At 71.8% G+C, this 16,662-nt stretch carries 17 protein-coding genes; 10 read left to right on the top strand and 7 right to left on the bottom strand.

The window, feature by feature from the left end; translation table 11 throughout:
• Window positions 1–47: 47 nt before the first annotated feature.
• The 4 genes from EKG83_RS41605 to EKG83_RS49475 form a co-directional block, all read right to left on the bottom strand.
• Window positions 48–470 (bottom strand): YciI family protein, encoded by a 423-nt coding sequence (locus tag EKG83_RS41605; RefSeq protein ID WP_033432854.1) that lies wholly within the window; start codon window positions 468–470, stop codon window positions 48–50.
• A 134-nt stretch (window positions 471–604) separates the two neighbouring features.
• Window positions 605–1,444, bottom strand: a complete 840-nt coding sequence (locus EKG83_RS41600) for an SDR family oxidoreductase (protein WP_033432853.1) — start codon at window positions 1,442–1,444, stop codon at window positions 605–607.
• Between the two features lie 89 nt (window positions 1,445–1,533).
• Window positions 1,534–1,953, bottom strand: coding sequence for a DoxX family protein (locus EKG83_RS41595; protein WP_033432852.1), 420 nt, complete (start codon window positions 1,951–1,953; stop codon window positions 1,534–1,536).
• An 80-nt stretch (window positions 1,954–2,033) separates the two neighbouring features.
• Window positions 2,034–2,729: an MSMEG_6728 family protein gene (locus EKG83_RS49475; RefSeq protein WP_063741387.1), complete on the bottom strand. Its 696-nt coding sequence runs from the start codon at window positions 2,727–2,729 to the stop codon at window positions 2,034–2,036.
• 84 nt (window positions 2,730–2,813) lie between these two features.
• Between EKG83_RS49475 and EKG83_RS41585 the strand changes: the two genes are divergently transcribed.
• From EKG83_RS41585 to EKG83_RS41565, 5 genes are all read left to right on the top strand, one after another.
• Window positions 2,814–3,461 carry a TetR/AcrR family transcriptional regulator gene (locus EKG83_RS41585; protein WP_033432851.1) on the top strand — a complete coding sequence of 216 codons (648 nt, stop codon included), beginning with the start codon at window positions 2,814–2,816 and terminating at the stop codon, window positions 3,459–3,461.
• A gap of 13 nt (window positions 3,462–3,474) precedes the next feature.
• Complete coding sequence (locus EKG83_RS41580) at window positions 3,475–4,530, top strand: FAD-dependent oxidoreductase (RefSeq protein WP_033432850.1); 1,056 nt, start codon at window positions 3,475–3,477, stop codon at window positions 4,528–4,530.
• A gap of 61 nt (window positions 4,531–4,591) precedes the next feature.
• The gene (locus EKG83_RS41575; RefSeq protein WP_033432849.1) at window positions 4,592–5,473 is read left to right on the top strand and encodes an LLM class flavin-dependent oxidoreductase; all 882 of its coding nucleotides are present in this window, start codon (window positions 4,592–4,594) and stop codon (window positions 5,471–5,473) included.
• 15 nt (window positions 5,474–5,488) lie between these two features.
• Window positions 5,489–6,775, top strand: a complete 1,287-nt coding sequence (locus tag EKG83_RS41570) for an NtaA/DmoA family FMN-dependent monooxygenase (RefSeq protein ID WP_033432848.1) — start codon at window positions 5,489–5,491, stop codon at window positions 6,773–6,775.
• A 27-nt stretch (window positions 6,776–6,802) separates the two neighbouring features.
• Window positions 6,803–7,438 (top strand): ThuA domain-containing protein, encoded by a 636-nt coding sequence (locus EKG83_RS41565; RefSeq protein ID WP_033432847.1) that lies wholly within the window; start codon window positions 6,803–6,805, stop codon window positions 7,436–7,438.
• A gap of 2 nt (window positions 7,439–7,440) precedes the next feature.
• Here the strand turns inward: EKG83_RS41565 and EKG83_RS41560 are convergent, their stop codons facing one another.
• Window positions 7,441–7,623 carry a DUF397 domain-containing protein gene (locus EKG83_RS41560; RefSeq protein WP_033432846.1) on the bottom strand — a complete coding sequence of 61 codons (183 nt, stop codon included), beginning with the start codon at window positions 7,621–7,623 and terminating at the stop codon, window positions 7,441–7,443.
• Window positions 7,595–8,452 carry a helix-turn-helix domain-containing protein gene (locus EKG83_RS41555; RefSeq protein WP_033432845.1) on the bottom strand — a complete coding sequence of 286 codons (858 nt, stop codon included), beginning with the start codon at window positions 8,450–8,452 and terminating at the stop codon, window positions 7,595–7,597. The genes EKG83_RS41560 and EKG83_RS41555 overlap by 29 nt, the downstream gene beginning before the upstream one ends.
• A 276-nt stretch (window positions 8,453–8,728) precedes the next feature.
• Between EKG83_RS41555 and EKG83_RS41550 the strand changes: the two genes are divergently transcribed.
• Window positions 8,729–9,805: an SGNH/GDSL hydrolase family protein gene (locus EKG83_RS41550; RefSeq protein WP_033432894.1), complete on the top strand. Its 1,077-nt coding sequence runs from the start codon at window positions 8,729–8,731 to the stop codon at window positions 9,803–9,805.
• A gap of 45 nt (window positions 9,806–9,850) precedes the next feature.
• Here EKG83_RS41550 and EKG83_RS41545 read toward each other — a convergent pair whose 3' ends face one another.
• A complete protein-coding gene (locus tag EKG83_RS41545) occupies window positions 9,851–11,116 on the bottom strand; it encodes an ROK family transcriptional regulator (RefSeq protein ID WP_033432844.1) in 1,266 nt (421 codons plus the stop codon).
• 151 nt (window positions 11,117–11,267) lie between these two features.
• Here EKG83_RS41545 and EKG83_RS41540 point away from each other — a divergent pair, with 151 nt between their 5' ends.
• From EKG83_RS41540 to EKG83_RS41525, 4 genes are read left to right on the top strand one after another with little or no spacing between them, the layout of a single operon-like run.
• Entirely contained in the window at window positions 11,268–12,959 is a 1,692-nt protein-coding gene (locus tag EKG83_RS41540) for an ABC transporter substrate-binding protein (protein WP_051766329.1), read from the top strand.
• Window positions 12,960–12,988: 29 nt separating this feature from the next.
• Window positions 12,989–13,978 (top strand): ABC transporter permease, encoded by a 990-nt coding sequence (locus tag EKG83_RS41535; protein ID WP_033432843.1) that lies wholly within the window; start codon window positions 12,989–12,991, stop codon window positions 13,976–13,978.
• Window positions 13,979–13,991: 13 nt separating this feature from the next.
• The gene (locus EKG83_RS41530) at window positions 13,992–15,791 is read left to right on the top strand and encodes a dipeptide/oligopeptide/nickel ABC transporter permease/ATP-binding protein (protein ID WP_033432892.1); all 1,800 of its coding nucleotides are present in this window, start codon (window positions 13,992–13,994) and stop codon (window positions 15,789–15,791) included.
• Window positions 15,788–16,651 (top strand): ABC transporter ATP-binding protein, encoded by an 864-nt coding sequence (locus tag EKG83_RS41525; protein ID WP_033432842.1) that lies wholly within the window; start codon window positions 15,788–15,790, stop codon window positions 16,649–16,651. The genes EKG83_RS41530 and EKG83_RS41525 overlap by 4 nt, the downstream gene beginning before the upstream one ends.
• The last annotated feature ends 11 nt before the right edge of the window (window positions 16,652–16,662 follow it).

Here is a 16,662-nt window from a genome sequence, read left to right as displayed (position 1 = left end):
GGGATCAGATCAGCTACCGACGCGCGTCGGCAAGGAAACGGGGAAGTTCAGCCCCGGGCGTCGGCCCGGGCGCGCAGCTCGTTCTCCCGGTCGATGATCTCCTGCGGCGCGTTCTCGAAGTCCTCCGAGGAGAACACCTGCCGGATCTCGATCTGGGACTGCTCACCGGTCGGGTTCGGCACCCGCTTGACCCACTCGACGGCCTCCTCCAGCGACTTGACCTCCAGCAGCCAGAAGCCCGCGATCAGCTCCTTGGTCTCGGCGAACGGGCCGTCGACCACGGTGCGCTCGTCACCGGAGAAGAACACGCGCGCGCCCTTGGAGCTGGGGTGCAGGCCCTCGCCGGCGAGCATCACGCCCGCCTTGACCAGCTCCTCGTTGAAGGCGTGCATCTGCGTGATCACCTCTTCGCTCGGCTGCACGCCGGCCTCGGTCTCCGCGGTCGCCTTCACGATCACCATGAAACGCATCGATCTTCTCCGTTCGGTTCGTCCAAGCCGGTCCATCCTGGTCCCTGCTCACACGACGAACGGGCGGAACGGGAAATCGACACGGGACCGAGATTTTTTCCAAGATCTTTTAACGGGCCCCTGACCTGCGGTTATCACGTCAACGGCTTGCCGCCCGTCACGCCGACGACCTCACCGGTGAGGTAGCTGGACTCCCCGGACGCCAGGAACACGTACAGCGGGGCCAGCTCGGCGGGCTGCGCGGCGCGCCCCAGCGGGGTGTCCTCGCCGAAGCCCTCGACCGCGTCCGGCGGCATGGTGGCGGGGATGAGCGGCGTCCACACGGGACCGGGCGCGACCGAGTTCACCCTGATCCCGCGCCCGGCCAGGTCCTGGGCGAGGCCCTTGGTGAAGTTGACGATCGCGGCCTTGCTGGTGGCGTAGTCGAGCAGCTGCGGCGAGGGCTGGAAGCCCTGGATGGACGACGTGGTGATGATCGCCGAGCCCTCGCCCATGTGCGGCACGGCCGCCTTGCACAGCCAGAACAGGGCGTAGACGTTGGTCTTCATCACCCGGTCGAACTGCTCGTCGCCGATCCCGAGGAGCCCGTCCTCCTGGGCCATCTGGTGGGCGGCGTTGCTGACCAGCACGTCGATGCCGCCGAACTCCTCCACGGCACGCGCCACCACGGCCGCGCACTGGGACTGCTCGACCAGGTCGCCGGGCACGGTGACGGCGCGGCGCCCGGCCTCCTCGACCAGGCGCGCGGTGTCGCGGGCGTCCTTCTCCTCGTCGGGCAGGTAGGAGATGAGCACGTCCGCGCCCTCGCGCGCGAACGCGATGGCGACGGCCCGGCCGATGCCGGAGTCGCCGCCGGTGATCACGGCCCGCTTGCCGGCGAGCCGGCCCGTGCCGCGGTAGGTCTGCTCGCCGTGGTCGGGCTCGGGGTGCATCTCGTCGGTCAACCCGGGGTGTTCGATAGCGGTTTCGGCCATGGGCGCAGGGTTGCCCGGCTCCTCCCGCTTCGAACACGCGTCGGCGGCGCGCCTCGCGGGGAGGCGCGCCGCCGGGGAACCGCGGGGGTCTAGCGGCGGAAGGCGCGCTGGAGGGTGAAGGCGCCCGGCCCGAACACGGCGAGCAGCAGGAACACCCAGGAGTACACGGCCGCCAGCTCGCCGCCGTTGTGGACCGGCAGCAGCCCTTCCGGCTGGTGCACGGTGAAGTAGGCGTAGGCCATCACGCCGGACAGCACGAACGCGGCCGGGCGGGCGGCCAGGCCCAGCAGCACCAGCACGGCGCCGACCAGCTCGATGACGCTGCCGTACCAGCCCGGCCACGAGCCGAACGGGACGGCGGTGCCCTGGCCGTCGATGCCGCCGAGGAAGCCCAGGCCCATCAGGCCGTGGACGCCGAACAGGAACGACACCACGACCCGGAAGGCGGCCAGGGTGACGTCGTTGAGCTTGGCGGTGCGGGCGTCGGCGGTGGTCTCGGTGGTGGTCATGTCCGGTCCCCTCTTCGGTGGTCTTGCCGAAGCGACGAACGGGGACCGGCCCGGATCGACACGTGCGCCGAACTTTTTTCTCAGGAGTTGACCTGGAGGGTGAAACGGCTGGTCGGGAGGGGTAGGACCTGCCCCTGGCGGAAGAAGCGGACGGTGCGCGGGTCCTCCGCCTCGGCCCGCATCGCCTCCAGGTCGGCCCGCGTGGGCTCGCGGGCGACGGACGGGCCGGGCCGGTGGTCCAGGGGCGGCGCGGGCGGCAGGTGCTCGTCGGGCAGCGGGGGCCGGTCGAGCCACCAGGCGACCAGGCCGGGCGTGTCGGGCACGTCCCGCGGGTAGCACTCGCCGGGCCACACGTAGGGCAGGTCGTCGGGCACGCCGGGGAACATCGGGCCGTAGTGCTCGGGGTCCTTGCGGATCAGCGACGACTGGTGGCTGCGGTGCAGCTCCTCGTCACCCAGCCACGGCGGCAGCAGCCCCTCGGTCAGGCACCACGACCAGGTCGGCTCGTAACCGCCGGTGTAGTCGAGCAGGACGGCCCGCACGCCGTCTCGGTGACCGCGCCGCCGCCACTCGTCGCACACCGCGACCCCGTAGGCGACCAGGGCGGGGGTGAAGCCGCGCCACATCAGCACGGCCGGGTGGCGCTTCCAGCCGTACTCGGGCCAGACCAGGGCGCGGAGGACCTGGAGCGTCTCCACGCGCTGCTTGCCCAGCCGCCGCGTGTCCAGGGCGGCCGCGCTTCGGCCGAACGTCGGGCACGGCAGGAACGTCTGCACCCGTGCCGTCTACCCCGGGCGGGGCGGGGGCAAGCGGATGTCGCCGCATCGGGTGGTCACCGGGCGGGTCGTTAGCCTGGTCGGGTGGAGTTCCAGCGGGCCCGGCGGCCGGAGCAGGTGGCGCAGCGGCGGCGCGCGATCCTCGACACGGCGCGCCGGCTGCTGCGCGAGCGGCCGGTGGCGGAGATCAGCCTGCGCGAGCTGAGCGACTGCGTGGGGCTGGCCAAGTCGAACGTGCTGCGGTACTTCGACAGCCGGGAGGCGGTGTTCCTGGAGGTCCTGGACGGGGAGTGGGGCGCCTGGCTGGACGAGCTGGAGGGACGGCTCGACGGGGTCGGGGACCCGGTGGCGGTGGCGTCGGTGGTGGCGGCCTCGCTGGTGGCGCGACCGCTGCTGTGCGAGCTGGTCAGCGGGATGGCCGGGGTGCTGGAGCGCAACGTCTCGGTGGAGTCGGCCCGGGGGTTCAAGGCGCGGGCGGGGGTGCACTCGGGGCGGTTGGCCGGGTTGGTGCGGGAGCGGGTGCCGGGGGTCGGGGAGGCCGGGGCGCGGCACTTCGCGCACGCCGTGCTGGTGATCACGGCCGGGCTGTGGCCGCACGCCAACCCGACCGAGGCGGTGGCCCGGGTGATGCGGGAGCTGGGGTCGCCGGGGGCGGCCGAGGTGTTCGCGACGGGGTTGCGGGAGTTCCTGGTCAACCAGTTGGCGGGGCTGGTGGCGCGGTCGACCGGGTGAGAGGGGGCGGCGGGTGCTGGACGTGGTGGTGGTCGGCGGCGGGGCGATGGGGTCGGCCGCCGCGTGGCAGCTGGCCGCGCGCGGGGCCGAGGTGGTGCTGGTGGAGCGGTTCGGGCCGGGGCACGTGTTCGGGGCCTCGCACGGCGCCTCGCGGATCTTCCGGCTGGTCTACGACGACCCGCTCTACGTCCGGTTCGCGCTGGAGGCGTCGGCGCTGTGGCGCGAGCTGGGTGACGTGCTGACCGAGACCGGGGGTATCGACCACGGGGCGTTCGGCGCCCTGCCCGAGGTGTTGGCGGCGGCCGGGTCGCCCGGTCGGCTGCTGTCCGCCGGTGAGGCGGGGGAGCGGTGGCCGGGGTTCCGGTTCGACGGGCCGGTGTTCTTCCACCCGCAGTCCGGGCGCATCCACGCCGACCGGGCCGTGACCGCGCTTCAGGGTGCCGCCGAACACCACGGGGCCGTCGTCAGGCACCGGACGCGCGTGGTGGAGGTCCGGCCCCTGGGGAACAGCGTGGAGGTGGTCACCGAGGGCGGGGTCCTGCGTGCCCGGCGGGCCGTGGTGGCGGTGGGTGCCTGGACGCGCAAGCTGCTGGGGGACCTGATACCGCTGACCGTCACCGAGGAGCAGCCCGCGCACTTCGCGCCGCTGGCCGACCGGGAGTGGCCCTCGTTCATCCACCACCGGACGGGAACGGTCTACGGGCTGGCCACGCCGGGTGAGGGCGTGAAGGTCGGCCTGCACGGCGGCGGCCCGGTCGTCGACCCCGACCGGCGCTCCTTCCAGCCCGAACCGACCCGGCTCGCCGCCCTCCGCCGGTACGTCCGCGACTGGCTGCCCGGCCTGGACGCCGACGCGGTCGAGCCGATCCACTGCACCTACACCTCCACCCCCACCGGCGACTTCGTGCTGGACCGCCGCGGCCCGCTGGTCGTCGCCGCCGGGTTCTCCGGCCACGGGTTCAAGTTCACGCCCGCCGTGGGGCGGGTGCTGGCCGACCTCGTGCTCACCGACGCCGCGCCGGAACCGCGCTGGGTTATTCCCGTTCCCCGAAAACGTCCCACGGTGTGATCAGGCCCCCGCGCCCTCCCGGTCCCGGCGCAGAATCCGGGATGAGGACGGAGGGGGTGCGATGGGGAACGAACTGCACTTGGCCGTGGCCCTGGAGGGCGACGGGGTCACCCCGGACTACTGGGTGGACCTGGTGCGCGAGGCCGAACGGGGCCTGCTGGACCTGGTGACGCTGGACGGCTCGCTGGACCCGGTGCTCGTCGCGTCCCGGGTCGCGCCGCTGACCTCGCGCATCGGCCTGGTGCCCGCGGTGGTCGCCACGCACACCGAGCCGTTCCACGTGTCCAAGGCCATCGCCACGCTGGACTACGTCAGCCAGGGGCGGGCGGGGGTGTGGGTGCGCGTCTCGGAGGACCCCGCGGAGGCGAGGCTCTTCGGGCGGCGCGAGATCTCCGCGGAGACCCGGGACGGGTTGGTGGCCGAGGCCGGCGACCACGTCGAGGTGCTGCGCCGGCTGTGGGACAGCTGGGAGGACGACGCGGAGATCCGGGACGTCGCCACCGGGCGGTTCGTCGACCGCGACAAGCTGCACTACATCGACTTCGAGGGCCGGTACTTCAGCGTGAAGGGGCCGTCCATCACGCCGCGGCCGCCGCAGGGGCAGCCGCTGGTCGCGGCGTCGTCGGGCGAGGCCGGTGGGGTCGACCTGGTGTTCACCACGTCGCCCGACGAGGCGGCGCGGTCGCCGCACCACTTCGTCGACCACGTGGTGTCCGGCCGGTCCGCTCCCGGTGAGGTCGCCGACCTGGTGGCCGAGTGGCACGCGGCAGGGGTGCGCGGGGTCCGGTTGCGGCCCGAGAGGCTGCCCGACGACCTGTCGCTGATCGTGTCCGACGTAGTGCCGCTGCTCCAGGAGCGGGGCGTGTTCCGCACCGAGTACACCGCCACCACGCTGCGCGGTCACCTCGGCCTGCCCCGGCCCGCCAACCGCTACGCCGCCTGAGAGAGGAGCCGCGTGATGCCCAAGAAGCAGGTCCACCTCGCCGCGCACTTCCCCGGCGTCAACAACACGACCGTGTGGAGCCACCCCGACGCGGGCAGCCACATCGAGTTCTCCTCCTTCGCCCACCTCGCCCGCACCGCCGAGCGCGCGAAGTTCGACTTCTTCTTCCTCGCCGAGGGACTGCGCCTGCGCGAGCAGGCCGGGAAGATCTACGACCTGGACGTGGTGGGCCGGCCCGACACGTTCACCGTGCTCTCCGCGCTGGCCGCCGTGACGGAACGGCTCGGGCTGGCCGGGACGATCAACTCCACGTTCAACGAGCCCTACGAGGTGGCGCGGCAGTTCTCCACGCTCGACCACCTGTCGGGCGGGCGCGCCGCGTGGAACGTGGTGACCTCCTGGGACGCCTTCACCGGCGAGAACTTCCGGCGCGGCGGCTTCCTGCCGCAGGAGCAGCGCTACGAGCGGGCCAAGCGGTTCCTGGACGCGGCGACGGTGCTGTTCGACTCCTGGCGCGACGGCGGCGAGTTCGCCTACCGCGACGAGCACTTCGACATCTCCGGCCGGTTCGACCTGCCGCGCTCGCCGCAGGGCAGGCCGGTGATCCTCCAGGCGGGCGACTCCGACGAGGGCCGCGAGTTCGCCGCCGCCAAGGCCGACGCGATCTTCTCCCGCCACGCCGGCCTGGAGGAGGGCCGGGCGTTCCACGCCGACGTCAAGGGCAGGCTGGCCAAGTACGGGCGGCGGCCGGAGGACCTGGTGGTGCTGCCTGCGGCGACGTTCGCGCTCGCGGACACCGACGCCGAGGCGCACGAGCTGGCCCACGAGGTGCGCCGGCAGCAGGTCAGCGGGCAGACCGCCATCAAGGTGCTCGAACAGCTCTGGAACGCCGACCTGTCCGACCACGACCCGGACGGCCCGCTGCCCTCGTTCGACCCGGTCGTGGGCGGCGACCACATCGCGCAGGGACGCGCCAGCGTGCGCATGCACCGCGACCCGATCGCGGTGGCGACCAAGTGGCGCGAGCTGGCCGAGGCGAAGAAGCTCTCCATCCGCGAGCTGGTCATCGAGACCAGCGCCAAGCAGACGTTCATCGGCTCGCCCTCGACCATCGCCGGGCAGATCGACGACCTGGTGCAGGCCGACGCGGCCGACGGGTTCATCCTCGTGCCGCACGTGACGCCGGTCGGGCTCGACGACTTCGCCGACCGCGTGGTGCCGCTGCTCCAGGAGCGCGGCGTGTTCCGCACCGAGTACACCGGGCCGACGCTGCGCGACCACCTCGGCCTGGCTCCCCTGTAGCGCGGCCGGCCCCTAGGGTGCTCAGGTGTGAAGGCACTCGTGGTTCGCGGCGGCTGGGACGGGCACTCGCCGGTGGAGGCGACGGACGCGTTCCTGCCGTTCCTGCGCTCGTCGGGGTTCGCGGTGGACGTGTCGGACTCGCTGGAGGTCTACAACTCGTCGCTGCCCGCCTACGACCTGGTCGTGCAGTGCTGGAGCGACGGTGAGCTGACCGAGGAGCAGTTCGGGTGCCTGGAGGGCGCGGTGCGGTCGGGCACCGGGCTGGCCGGGTGGCACGGCGGGCTGGTGGACGCGTTCCGGCACTCGCGCGGCTACATGCGGATGGTGGGCGGGCAGTTCGTGGCCCACCCCGGCGACTTCGTGGAGCACCGCGTGGACGTTGTGTCGACGCACCCGGTGGTGGCGGGGGTGCGGGGGTTCACGGTGCGGACCGAGCAGTACTGGGTGCTGACGGACGGGTTGAACGACGTGCACGCGACCACCACGTTCGCTCCCGAGGACCCCTGGCACGCGCCGCTGACGGTGCCGGCGGTGTGGACTCGGCGGTGGGGAGCCGGGCGGATCTTCGCCTGCACGCTGGGGCACGCGCCGCAGGACCTGGCGGTGCCCCAGGTGCGGACGATGGTCGAGCGGGGGATGTTGTGGGCGGCCGGTCGTAGCTGACGCTAGGGGCGCGGGGTGGTGGCGAGGAAGGCGCGCCACGCGGACGCGGGGAAGGTCAGCTGTGGGGTGGTGTTCTTGGAGTCCCGCACGCCGACGACCTCCGGGGTGAAGGCCACCTCTACGCAGTTCGTGTTCTCGCCCTCGCTGTAGCTGCTCTTACGCCACCGCATCGCCTCCGGACTCACGCTGTTCCTCCCGCAGTCGGTCGTAGCGGCCCGCCCAGTCGGCGAACACCGACCGCGATTCTCCCTCACTCAGCGCCACCCGGTCGAGATCCTCGCAGCACTGGTAGAACCCGAAGGTGGTGTCCGGAGAGTCCGAGAACACCCCCGCCGTCCCGATGTTGGAGTACGAGACCGGCGCGTGCTCGGCGAAGGTCATGAACGTGAAGGGCACGTCCAGCGAGCCGGGCAGGGCGACCGCGAAGGGCACCAATCGCACCCCGCCGCGGAACAGCAGTTGCAGCATCTGCTCGTACATCACCTGAGGGCCGCCCGATACCCGCATCAAGGCCGCCTCGTGGATGAAGAAGCGACCCTGTGGCGGCTGGGGCTTGTCGAAGATCTTCTGCCGCTTCATTCGCTGGGCTACGCAATACTCCCCCTGCGGGGTGCGCATGAGCCCGCGAGCGTAATCCGCCGTTTGCAGCAATCCGGGAATCGCGATGATCTCGTAGGACCAGATGACCTCAGCGGTCTGCTCGTGGATGAGCAGCGCGCGCAGGTCGTCGGGCATCGCCGGCTCGTGCGAGCGGACCAGGTGTCCCGTGTTCTGCTCCTGGGCCAGCTTCATGATGTGCTTGTAAGTCTCCTGGTCAGCGTGCAGGTGGCCGACGTACCGGGCTATGTCCACCTCGCTCGCCCCACGGGTACCGCGTTCCACCTTCGACAGCCTCCCGGGTGACCAGCCCATCTCGGCCGCGAAGGCGTTGAACCTGGCGGTGGACCGGTACCGGGCCCTGCGGAGGGCGTCACCGAGTTCGCGACTGAGCGCGTTCGACGAACGTGAGTCCATGGGGGCACGCTAGGACCACCTGTCCAGCCGTTTCCACCTTCAACCAGGAATTCCGCCCCAAGGGATTACTGCGGTACAGCTTGGCAACTATTAGTAATTTCGGGTTTTTGGACTGGGCCATTGTTGCGCGTGCGCGGCAATGGCGGGGGCGGGCGGAGGCGTTCACCCACAGGTGGGGTAGTCGCGGTGCCGGCCGGCGGCGGTAGCGGGGTGGTGGTGCTGTCAGGGGGCGGTCCCGCCGCGGGGCGGGGCCACGTCACCGCCACCGGAGTGATCATGCGAGACCTGACCCGCCGACGCGTCGCCGGCCTGTTCGCCACCTGCGTCGCGACCGCCGCCCTGGGCGCACCGCCCGCCACCGCCGCGCCCGCGGCCAAGTGGGCGGCCCTGGGCGACTCCTACACCGCCGGGGTGTTCATCGGCGCTCCGAGCCCCTCCCTGGGCAGCGGCGAGCGGGACGGTTGCGACCGCACCAGCGGCTCCTACCCCGACCTGGTCGGCCGCGCGCTGTCCGCGAACCCGCCCTCGGGCCGGGCGGTCGAGCTGACCGACGTCAGTTGCGGCGGCGCCACCGTGGCCGAGATCGGCGAGAGCCGGCAGACCCCGATCAGCCCGGTCCAACCGCCGGCGGACGGCTGGCCGGCCGTGGCCGCCCAGGTCGAACGCGCGGAACTGGGCGTGGACACCGAGGTCGTCACGATCGGCGTCGGCGGAAACAGCCTGCCGGTGTCCACGGTGCTGATCTCGTGCCTGGTCGCCGGCGTCGGGCAGCCCGACGACGCGACCCCCTGCCGGGACGCCTACGAATCCCAGGGCACGTTCTTCGACCCCGAGTCGATCCACGACAAGTACGACCGGGTCACCAGGGAGTACGCCGCCATGCTGCAAGCGGTGACGTTCCAGGCCCCGGGGGCCGAGCTGATCACCGTCGGCTACCCCACCGTCTTCCCCGACGACCCCGCCACCTGCGACCGCCGGGACACCACCGAGCTGGCCGCCCGGGTCGAGGGCTTCGGCGTGCTCTCGGCCACCCACGGCGACATCGCCTGGATGCGCGAGGTCCTCGCCCACCTGAACGAGATCATCGAGGGGGTCACCGAGCTGTCCGGCGGCACCTACGTCGACGCCGCCGGTCCGAGCCGCGGCCACGACGTGTGCACGTCGGCGGCCGAGAAGCACGTGGAGGGGATCTGCGGCCAGGCCGAGGACTACTGGCCCGCCGAGCTGCCCCTCGGCCAGTTCACCCTGACGTGCGCGGACGGCGAGCGGGCCACGCTGGTGCACCCCAACGCCGCCGGTCACGCCACCACCGCCGGCGCGGTCGAAGCCGCCGTCCGCGCGGCGCTGGGCTGACCCCGCGGGCAGGGCCGGGCCGCGCGAAGGCCCGGCCCCCGGAGCTCAGGCCCCTTCGGCCGGCAGTGGCGCGGGTTCCGAGTCCGCCAGGTTCTCCGGCAGCCGCAGCCCCTCGTGCAGGGGCACCAGCTCGGACTGGAGCACCAGCGCCGCCCCGCCGATCGCGGACGCGGTGGCGGCGGAGCGCGACAGCCGGACGTCCACCCCGTGCGCGGCCCGGGAGAAGAACGCCCGGTCCAGCTCGTCGCGCACCACGGGCAGGTACACCGACCCGGCGATGGCGAAGCTGGGCCCGGTCAGGACCAGCACCTCCAGGTCCATGATGTTGGCCAGCGTGCGCGCGGCCGTGGCGACGCAGCGGGCCGAGCGCTCCAGGATGGCCAGCGCGGACGGCTCGCCGCGCCGGGCCGCCCGGCTGACCGCCGCGAAGTCCGAGGACACCGACCGCGACCGCCCGGTCAACCCGGCGGACCGGGCCAGCACCGGGTCGGCGCGGGCGGCGGCCACCACGGCGGCGGGCCCGGCCATGACCTCCACGCAACCGCGCGCCCCGCACCAGCACTCGGGGCCGTTGGCGTCCACGCAGATGTGCCCGACCTCGCCGGCGTTGCCGCTGCTGCCCCGGTAGGCCACCCCGTTGATCACCAGGCCGGCGCCGATGCCGGTGCCCATGTAGAGCGCCGCCGCCGTGCCGCCGATACCACCGGACCAGTGCTCGCCCAGGGCGGCGGCGGTGGCGTCGTTGTCCAGCACGACGGGCAGGTTGGTGGCCTGCTCCAGTGCCTGGTGCAGGGGGAAGTCCTCCCACTTGCGCATGGACGGCGGGGTCAGGCCGATGCCGGCGGTCGAGCTGAACGGGCCGGGGGAGACCAGGCCGAGGCCCAGGACGCGGTTGCGCTCGACGCCCACGCCGTCGATCAGGGTGCCGACCTCGTCGGCCATGCGCGTGACGACGGTCCCCGGCTCGGCCGCGCCCGCGCCCGCCCGGGAGATGCGGGCCACCACGGACCCGCCGAGGTTGGTCAGCACGTAGGTGATGCCCGCGTGGTCCAGGTGCACGCCCACGGCGTAGCGCGCCGAGTGGTTGAGCTGGAGGAGCACCCGCCGCTTGCCGCCGGTGGACTCGGCGCGGCCGGTCTCGACCACGAGGCCCTCGTCGATGAGCTTGCGGACGACCGTGGAGATCGTCGCGCCGGTGAAGCCCGTGGCGTTGATCAGGCCGACGCGGCTGATCGTCCCGGCAGCGCGGATCACGTCGAGCACGGCGGCCTTGCTGCTCGCGTGGTGCGTCGCCCGCGCAGGTCCGCTCACGTGGGCCCTCCGTCTTGGTTCGCTCGTCGGACGAAGGGTAGCAACTTGACCCGCAGATGAAGCGGAAGTGTTGACTTCGTTTCTTCGTTGACTTAACAATCTGCCTCAACGCGGGACCGCGGCCGGTCTCGGGCCACGAGAGGAATCAACGATGTTCCTGAAGGCAAAGCGCTTCTTCCGGGCGCGCACGGCAGCGGCCGGCCTGGCCGCCGTCGCCGTGCTGGCGACCGCCTGCGGCGGCGGGTCGAACAACGCCGGCAGCGAGAACGCGGACACGCTCGTCGTCTACACGGGGCAGTCCGGTGACTGGCAGGTCAACTTCAACCCGTTCTCGCCGACCATGCTGGAGGGACCCGGCACGATCTTCGAGCCGCTGTTCTTCTTCAACAACGTCCGCGACGTCGAGCCGCGCCCCCGCCTGGGCAAGACCTTCACCTGGAACGCCGACGGCACCAAGCTGGACGTGGAGCTGCGCGACGACGCCAAGTGGACCGACGGCGAGAAGTTCACCGCCGAGGACGTCGTGTTCACCCTCGACATGGTCAAGAACAACCCGTCCATGAACGGCACCGGCTACAAGGGCACGGCCACCGCGGTCGACGACACGCACGTCTCCATCACCTTCGCCGAACCCTCCTACATGGAAGGGCCGCAGGTGCTCGGCCGCATCTACATCGTGCCGCGGCACAAGTGGAAGGACCTGGCCACGCCGGCCACCGACGTCATCAGGGAGCCGGTGGGCACGGGGCCGTTCCAGCTCGCCGACTTCAAGGCGCAGGCGTTCACCCTCAAGGCCAACCCCGGCTACTGGGGCGGCGAGCCCGCGCTGAAGAACATCCGCTACGTGGCGCTGTCGGGCAACCAGTCCGGTGAGGCGGCGCTGCGCCAGGGCCAGATCGACTGGCAGACCGGCCCGGTGCCGGACATGGCCAACATCGAGAAGAACTACCCCGGCTACAAGGGCATCACCGTCCCGCTGAACCAGGTCGCGCTGTTCACCTGCTCGAACGCCGAGCTGGGCTGCCAGGGCCCGCAGACCGACGTCGCGGTCCGCAAGGCGATCTACTACGCGATCAACCGCACCCAGATCAACCAGCTCGCCTTCGAGAACACCGCGAGCGAGATCTCCCCCGGCTTCGCCCTGGTGGAGCGCGACAAGGCCGTCGTGTCGACCAAGCTCCAGGAGCGCACCGCGCCGATGCAGCCCGACACCGCCAAGGCCACCGCCCTGCTGGAGGGCGCGGGCTACGCCAAGGGCGCCGACGGCATCTACGCCAAGGACGGCAAGCCGGTGTCGATGACCCTCAAGGTGGTGGCCGGCTGGACCGACTACATCACCGCCGTGGAGACGATGGCCCAGCAGCTCCAGCAGGTCGGCATCAAGGTCACCGCGCAGCAGGTGTCGTGGAACGAGTGGTCCGACGCGCGCGGCCGCGGCCAGTACGAGCTGCTGATCGACTCGCTGCACCAGGGCCCGGCGCCCGACCCGTTCTACAACGCCTCCTACTTCTTCAGCACCGCCACCACGGCCAAGGTCGGCGAGGTCGCCAACCCGAACTTCGCCCGCTTCTCCAACCCGGCGGTGGACCAGGCGCTGACCTCGCTCAAGGGCGTGGACCCGGAGGACGACGCCGCCCGGCAGCCGTACTTCGACACCATCCAGACCGAGATCGAGAAGTCGATCCCGTACATCCCGGTCCTGACCGGCGGCACCACCAGCGAGTACAACGCCAAGAAGTTCACCGGCTGGCCCTCCGAGGACGACCTCTACGCGTTCCCGGCCGTCTGGGCGCGCCCGGAGCACTCGGAGATCTTCCTGAAGCTCAAGCCGGCCGGGCAGTGACCGGGACCTAGGGACCGATTGGCGGACCGATGAGGTACTACGCCCGAAAGTTCGCGTTCTACCTGGTCGCCTTCTGGGCGGCGCTGACGCTGAACTTCTTCATCCCGAGGCTGATGCCGGGCAACCCGGTGGACATCCTCATGGCGAAGCTCGCGCAACGGGGCGGGACCGTGGACCCGTCGGCCCGCAGGGCGTACGAGCTGCTGCTCGGCGGCGACAGCGGCGACCCGCTCCTCCAGCAGTACCTGTCGTACCTGGACAACATGTTCCGGGGCGACCTCGGCGTGTCGGTGTCGTCGTTCCCGACGCCGGTGTCGGAGATCATCGGGCAGGCCCTGCCCTGGACCCTGGTGCTGGTGGGCATCGCGACGTTCCTGTCGTTCGCCCTCGGCATCGCCCTGGGCACGTTCGTCGGCTGGCGGCGCGGCACCTGGCTGGACGGCCTGGTGCCCGCCACCACCGTGCTCGCCGCCGTGCCGTACTTCTGGCTGGCGCTGATCCTGGCCGCGGTGCTGGCGGCGGGCCTGGGCTGGTTCCCGCTGCTCGGCGGCTACGACGTGGTGCTCACGCCGGGCTGGGACGGCGAGTTCATCGGCTCGGCGATCTACCACGGCACGCTGCCCGCGCTGACCATCGTCATCTCCTCGGTCGGCGGCTGGCTGCTGGGGATGCGCAACATGATGGTGTCCACCACGGCCGAGGACTACGTGCTGACCGCCAGGGCCAAGGGCCTGCGCGACTCGCGGATCATGGTCAAGTACGCGGCCCGCAACGCGGTGCTGCCGTCCGTGGCCGGGTTCGCGATCTCGCTGGGCTTCGTGGTGTCCGGCTCGGTCATCACCGAGCAGGTGTTCTCCTACCCGGGCATCGGCTCCAAGCTGCTCCAGGCCGTGCAGAACAACGACTACGCGCTGATGCAGGGCATCTTCCTGGTGATCACCGTCGCCGTGCTCGGCGCGAACCTGCTGGTGGACCTGCTGTACGCCGTCATCGACCCGCGCACCCGCGTCGGCGGCTGAGGAGGAGGACGTGGTGACCGATCTCAGTCCCGCCACCGTGGAACCGCCCGTGCGGCGCGGGCGGTCCGCCCTGCGGTCGATGCTGCCGCGCTGGTCGCCCAAGCTGGGCGTCGGCCTCGGCCTGATCGTGGCGATCACGCTGTTCGGCCTGGTCGGGCCGCTGCTGCTGGGCGACCCGAACACCATCCGCGACCTCGGCCTGACCTCGCCGGGCGGCGAGTTCCCGCTCGGCACGACGCTGACCGGGCAGGACGTGCTGGCCCAGTTGGCGAGCGCGACCCGGGGTTCGCTCTACATCGGCCTGCTGGTCGGCGTGATGGCCACCGCGCTGTCGGCGCTGTTCGGCATCGTCGGCAGCTACGTCGGCGGGTACGTCGACGAGGCGTTCTCGCTGTTCTCCAACGTCATGCTGGTCATCCCCGGCCTGCCGCTGGTGATCGTGATCTCCGCGTTCGTGCCCGCCGACCAGCGCGGCTCGTGGACCATCGCGGTGGTGCTGGCCATCACCGGCTGGGCGGCCTCGGCCCGGGTGCTGCGCGCCCAGACGCTGTCGCTGCGCAACCGCGACTACGTGGCGGCGGCCAAGGTGTCCGGCGAGAAGCCGTGGCGCGTGATCACCGTGGAGATCCTGCCCAACCTGCTGCCGCTGCTGGCCTCGCAGTTCGTGTTCGCGGTGATCTACGCGATCCTGAGCGAGGCGGGCCTGTCGTTCCTGGGGCTGGGCGCGTCCAACTCGCAGACCCTGGGCACGATGCTCTACTACGCCCAGAACGGCTTCGCGCTCCAGCGCGAGGCGTGGTGGTGGTTCGTGCCGCCGGGGTTGATCATCGCGCTGTTCGGGTGCGGCCTGGCGCTGGTGAACTTCAGCATCGACGAGATCATCAACCCCAAGCTGCGGGACATCCCCCGCAGGGCGTCGGAGGAGCCGGAGCGGGCCCCGGAGCCGGCGGAGCGCGCCGACGACGTGGTGCTGACCGTGCGGGACCTGTCCGTGGTCTACCAGGTGGGCACGCCCGTGCACGCGGTCAAGGACGTGTCGCTGACGCTGCGGCGGGGCGAGATCCTGGGGCTGGCCGGCGAGTCCGGGTGCGGCAAGACGACCCTGGCCTACGCGGTCAACCGGCTGCACCGGCCGCCGGCCGAGGTGACCGGCGGGTCGGTGACCTTCCACGACCGCTCCGGGGACGACGTCGACGTGCTGGCGCTGACGCCCGGCGAGCTGCGGGAGTTCCGCTGGTCGAAGCTGTCCATGGTCTTCCAGGGCGCGATGAACGCCCTCAACCCGGTGCTGACCGTCCGGGCGCAGCTGGAGGACGTGCTCACCACGCACCGGCCGGAGATGACCAGGGCGCAGCGCAGGGCCCGCTGCGAGGAGGTGCTGAAGCTGGTCGGCGTGGACGTGCGGCGGTTGCGCTCCTACCCGCACGAGCTGTCCGGCGGCATGCGGCAGCGCGTGATGATCGCGATGGCGCTGCTGCTCGACCCGCAGGTCATGATCATGGACGAGCCGACCACCGCGCTGGACGTGGTGGTGCAGCGCGGCATCCTGCGCGAGATCCTGCGGCTGCGCGACGAGATCGGCTTCGCCGTCCTGTTCATCACCCACGACCTGCCGCTGCTGCTGGAGCTGGCCGACCGCATCGCGGTGATGAAGGAGGGCGAGGTCGTCGAGTACCGGGGCGCGCGGGAGATGTACGAGGACCCGGAGCACCCGTACACGCGGCAACTGCTCGACTCGTTCCCCAGCCTGACCGGCGAGCGCGGCGCGTTCGTCCGCTCGGGTGAGCCCGCTGGTTCCGGAGGTGCCCTGTGACCACGTTGGAAGCACGCGACCTGGTCAAGGACTTCCACGTCCGGGTGGGCCTCAAGCGGGTGAAGCTGCGGGCGGTGGACCACGTGTCGTTCACCCTCACGCCGGGGCGCACGGTGGCGCTGGTCGGCGAGTCCGGGTCGGGGAAGTCCACCATCGCCCGGATGATCTCGCGGTTGGAGAAGCCGACCTCGGGGTCGATCGCGGTGACCGACGACGGCGGGGCGCGGGTGCCCGACCGGGCGTACCGGGACCACGTGCAGATGGTGTTCCAGGACCCGTTCGCCTCGCTCAACCCGTTCCACACCATCGCCCACCACCTGGAGCGACCGCTCAGGCTGCACGGCAGGCCGCACGGGTGGGACGAGGTGGTCCGGCTGCTGGAGCGGGTGTCGCTGCCCGGCCGCGACGTGGCCCACCGCCGCCCGCACGAGCTGTCGGGCGGTCAGCGGCAGCGCGTGGCCATCGCGCGGGCGCTGGCACCGGGCGCGAAGGTCGTGGTGGCCGACGAACCGGTGTCGATGCTCGACGTGTCGATCCGGCTGGGCGTGCTCAACCTGCTGGCGCGGTTGCAGCGCGAGGAGGAGCTGGCCGTCCTCTACATCACGCACGACCTGGCCACGGCCCGGCACTTCTCCGACGACGTCCTGGTGCTCTACAAGGGGCGGGTGGTCGAGCGGGGACCCGCCGACGACGTGATCCTCAACCCGCAGCACCCGTACACGAAGATCCTGGCGTCCGCCGCGCCGAACCCGGACGCCCGGGGCCGCTCGCTGGCCATCGACCCGGCCGAGGTCGAGCGGGCCGGCGCCGCCGCCGCGTACGACCACACCACGCGGCGCTGGGAGGACGTGGCGACGTGACGCCTCGGCCC

Source organism: Saccharothrix syringae (assembly GCF_009498035.1).
GTDB classification, from domain to species: Bacteria; Actinomycetota; Actinomycetes; order Mycobacteriales; family Pseudonocardiaceae; genus Actinosynnema; species Actinosynnema syringae.
The sequence above is the reverse complement of the archived record's forward strand: the minus strand, read 5'-3'. Positions and strand labels throughout refer to the sequence as shown.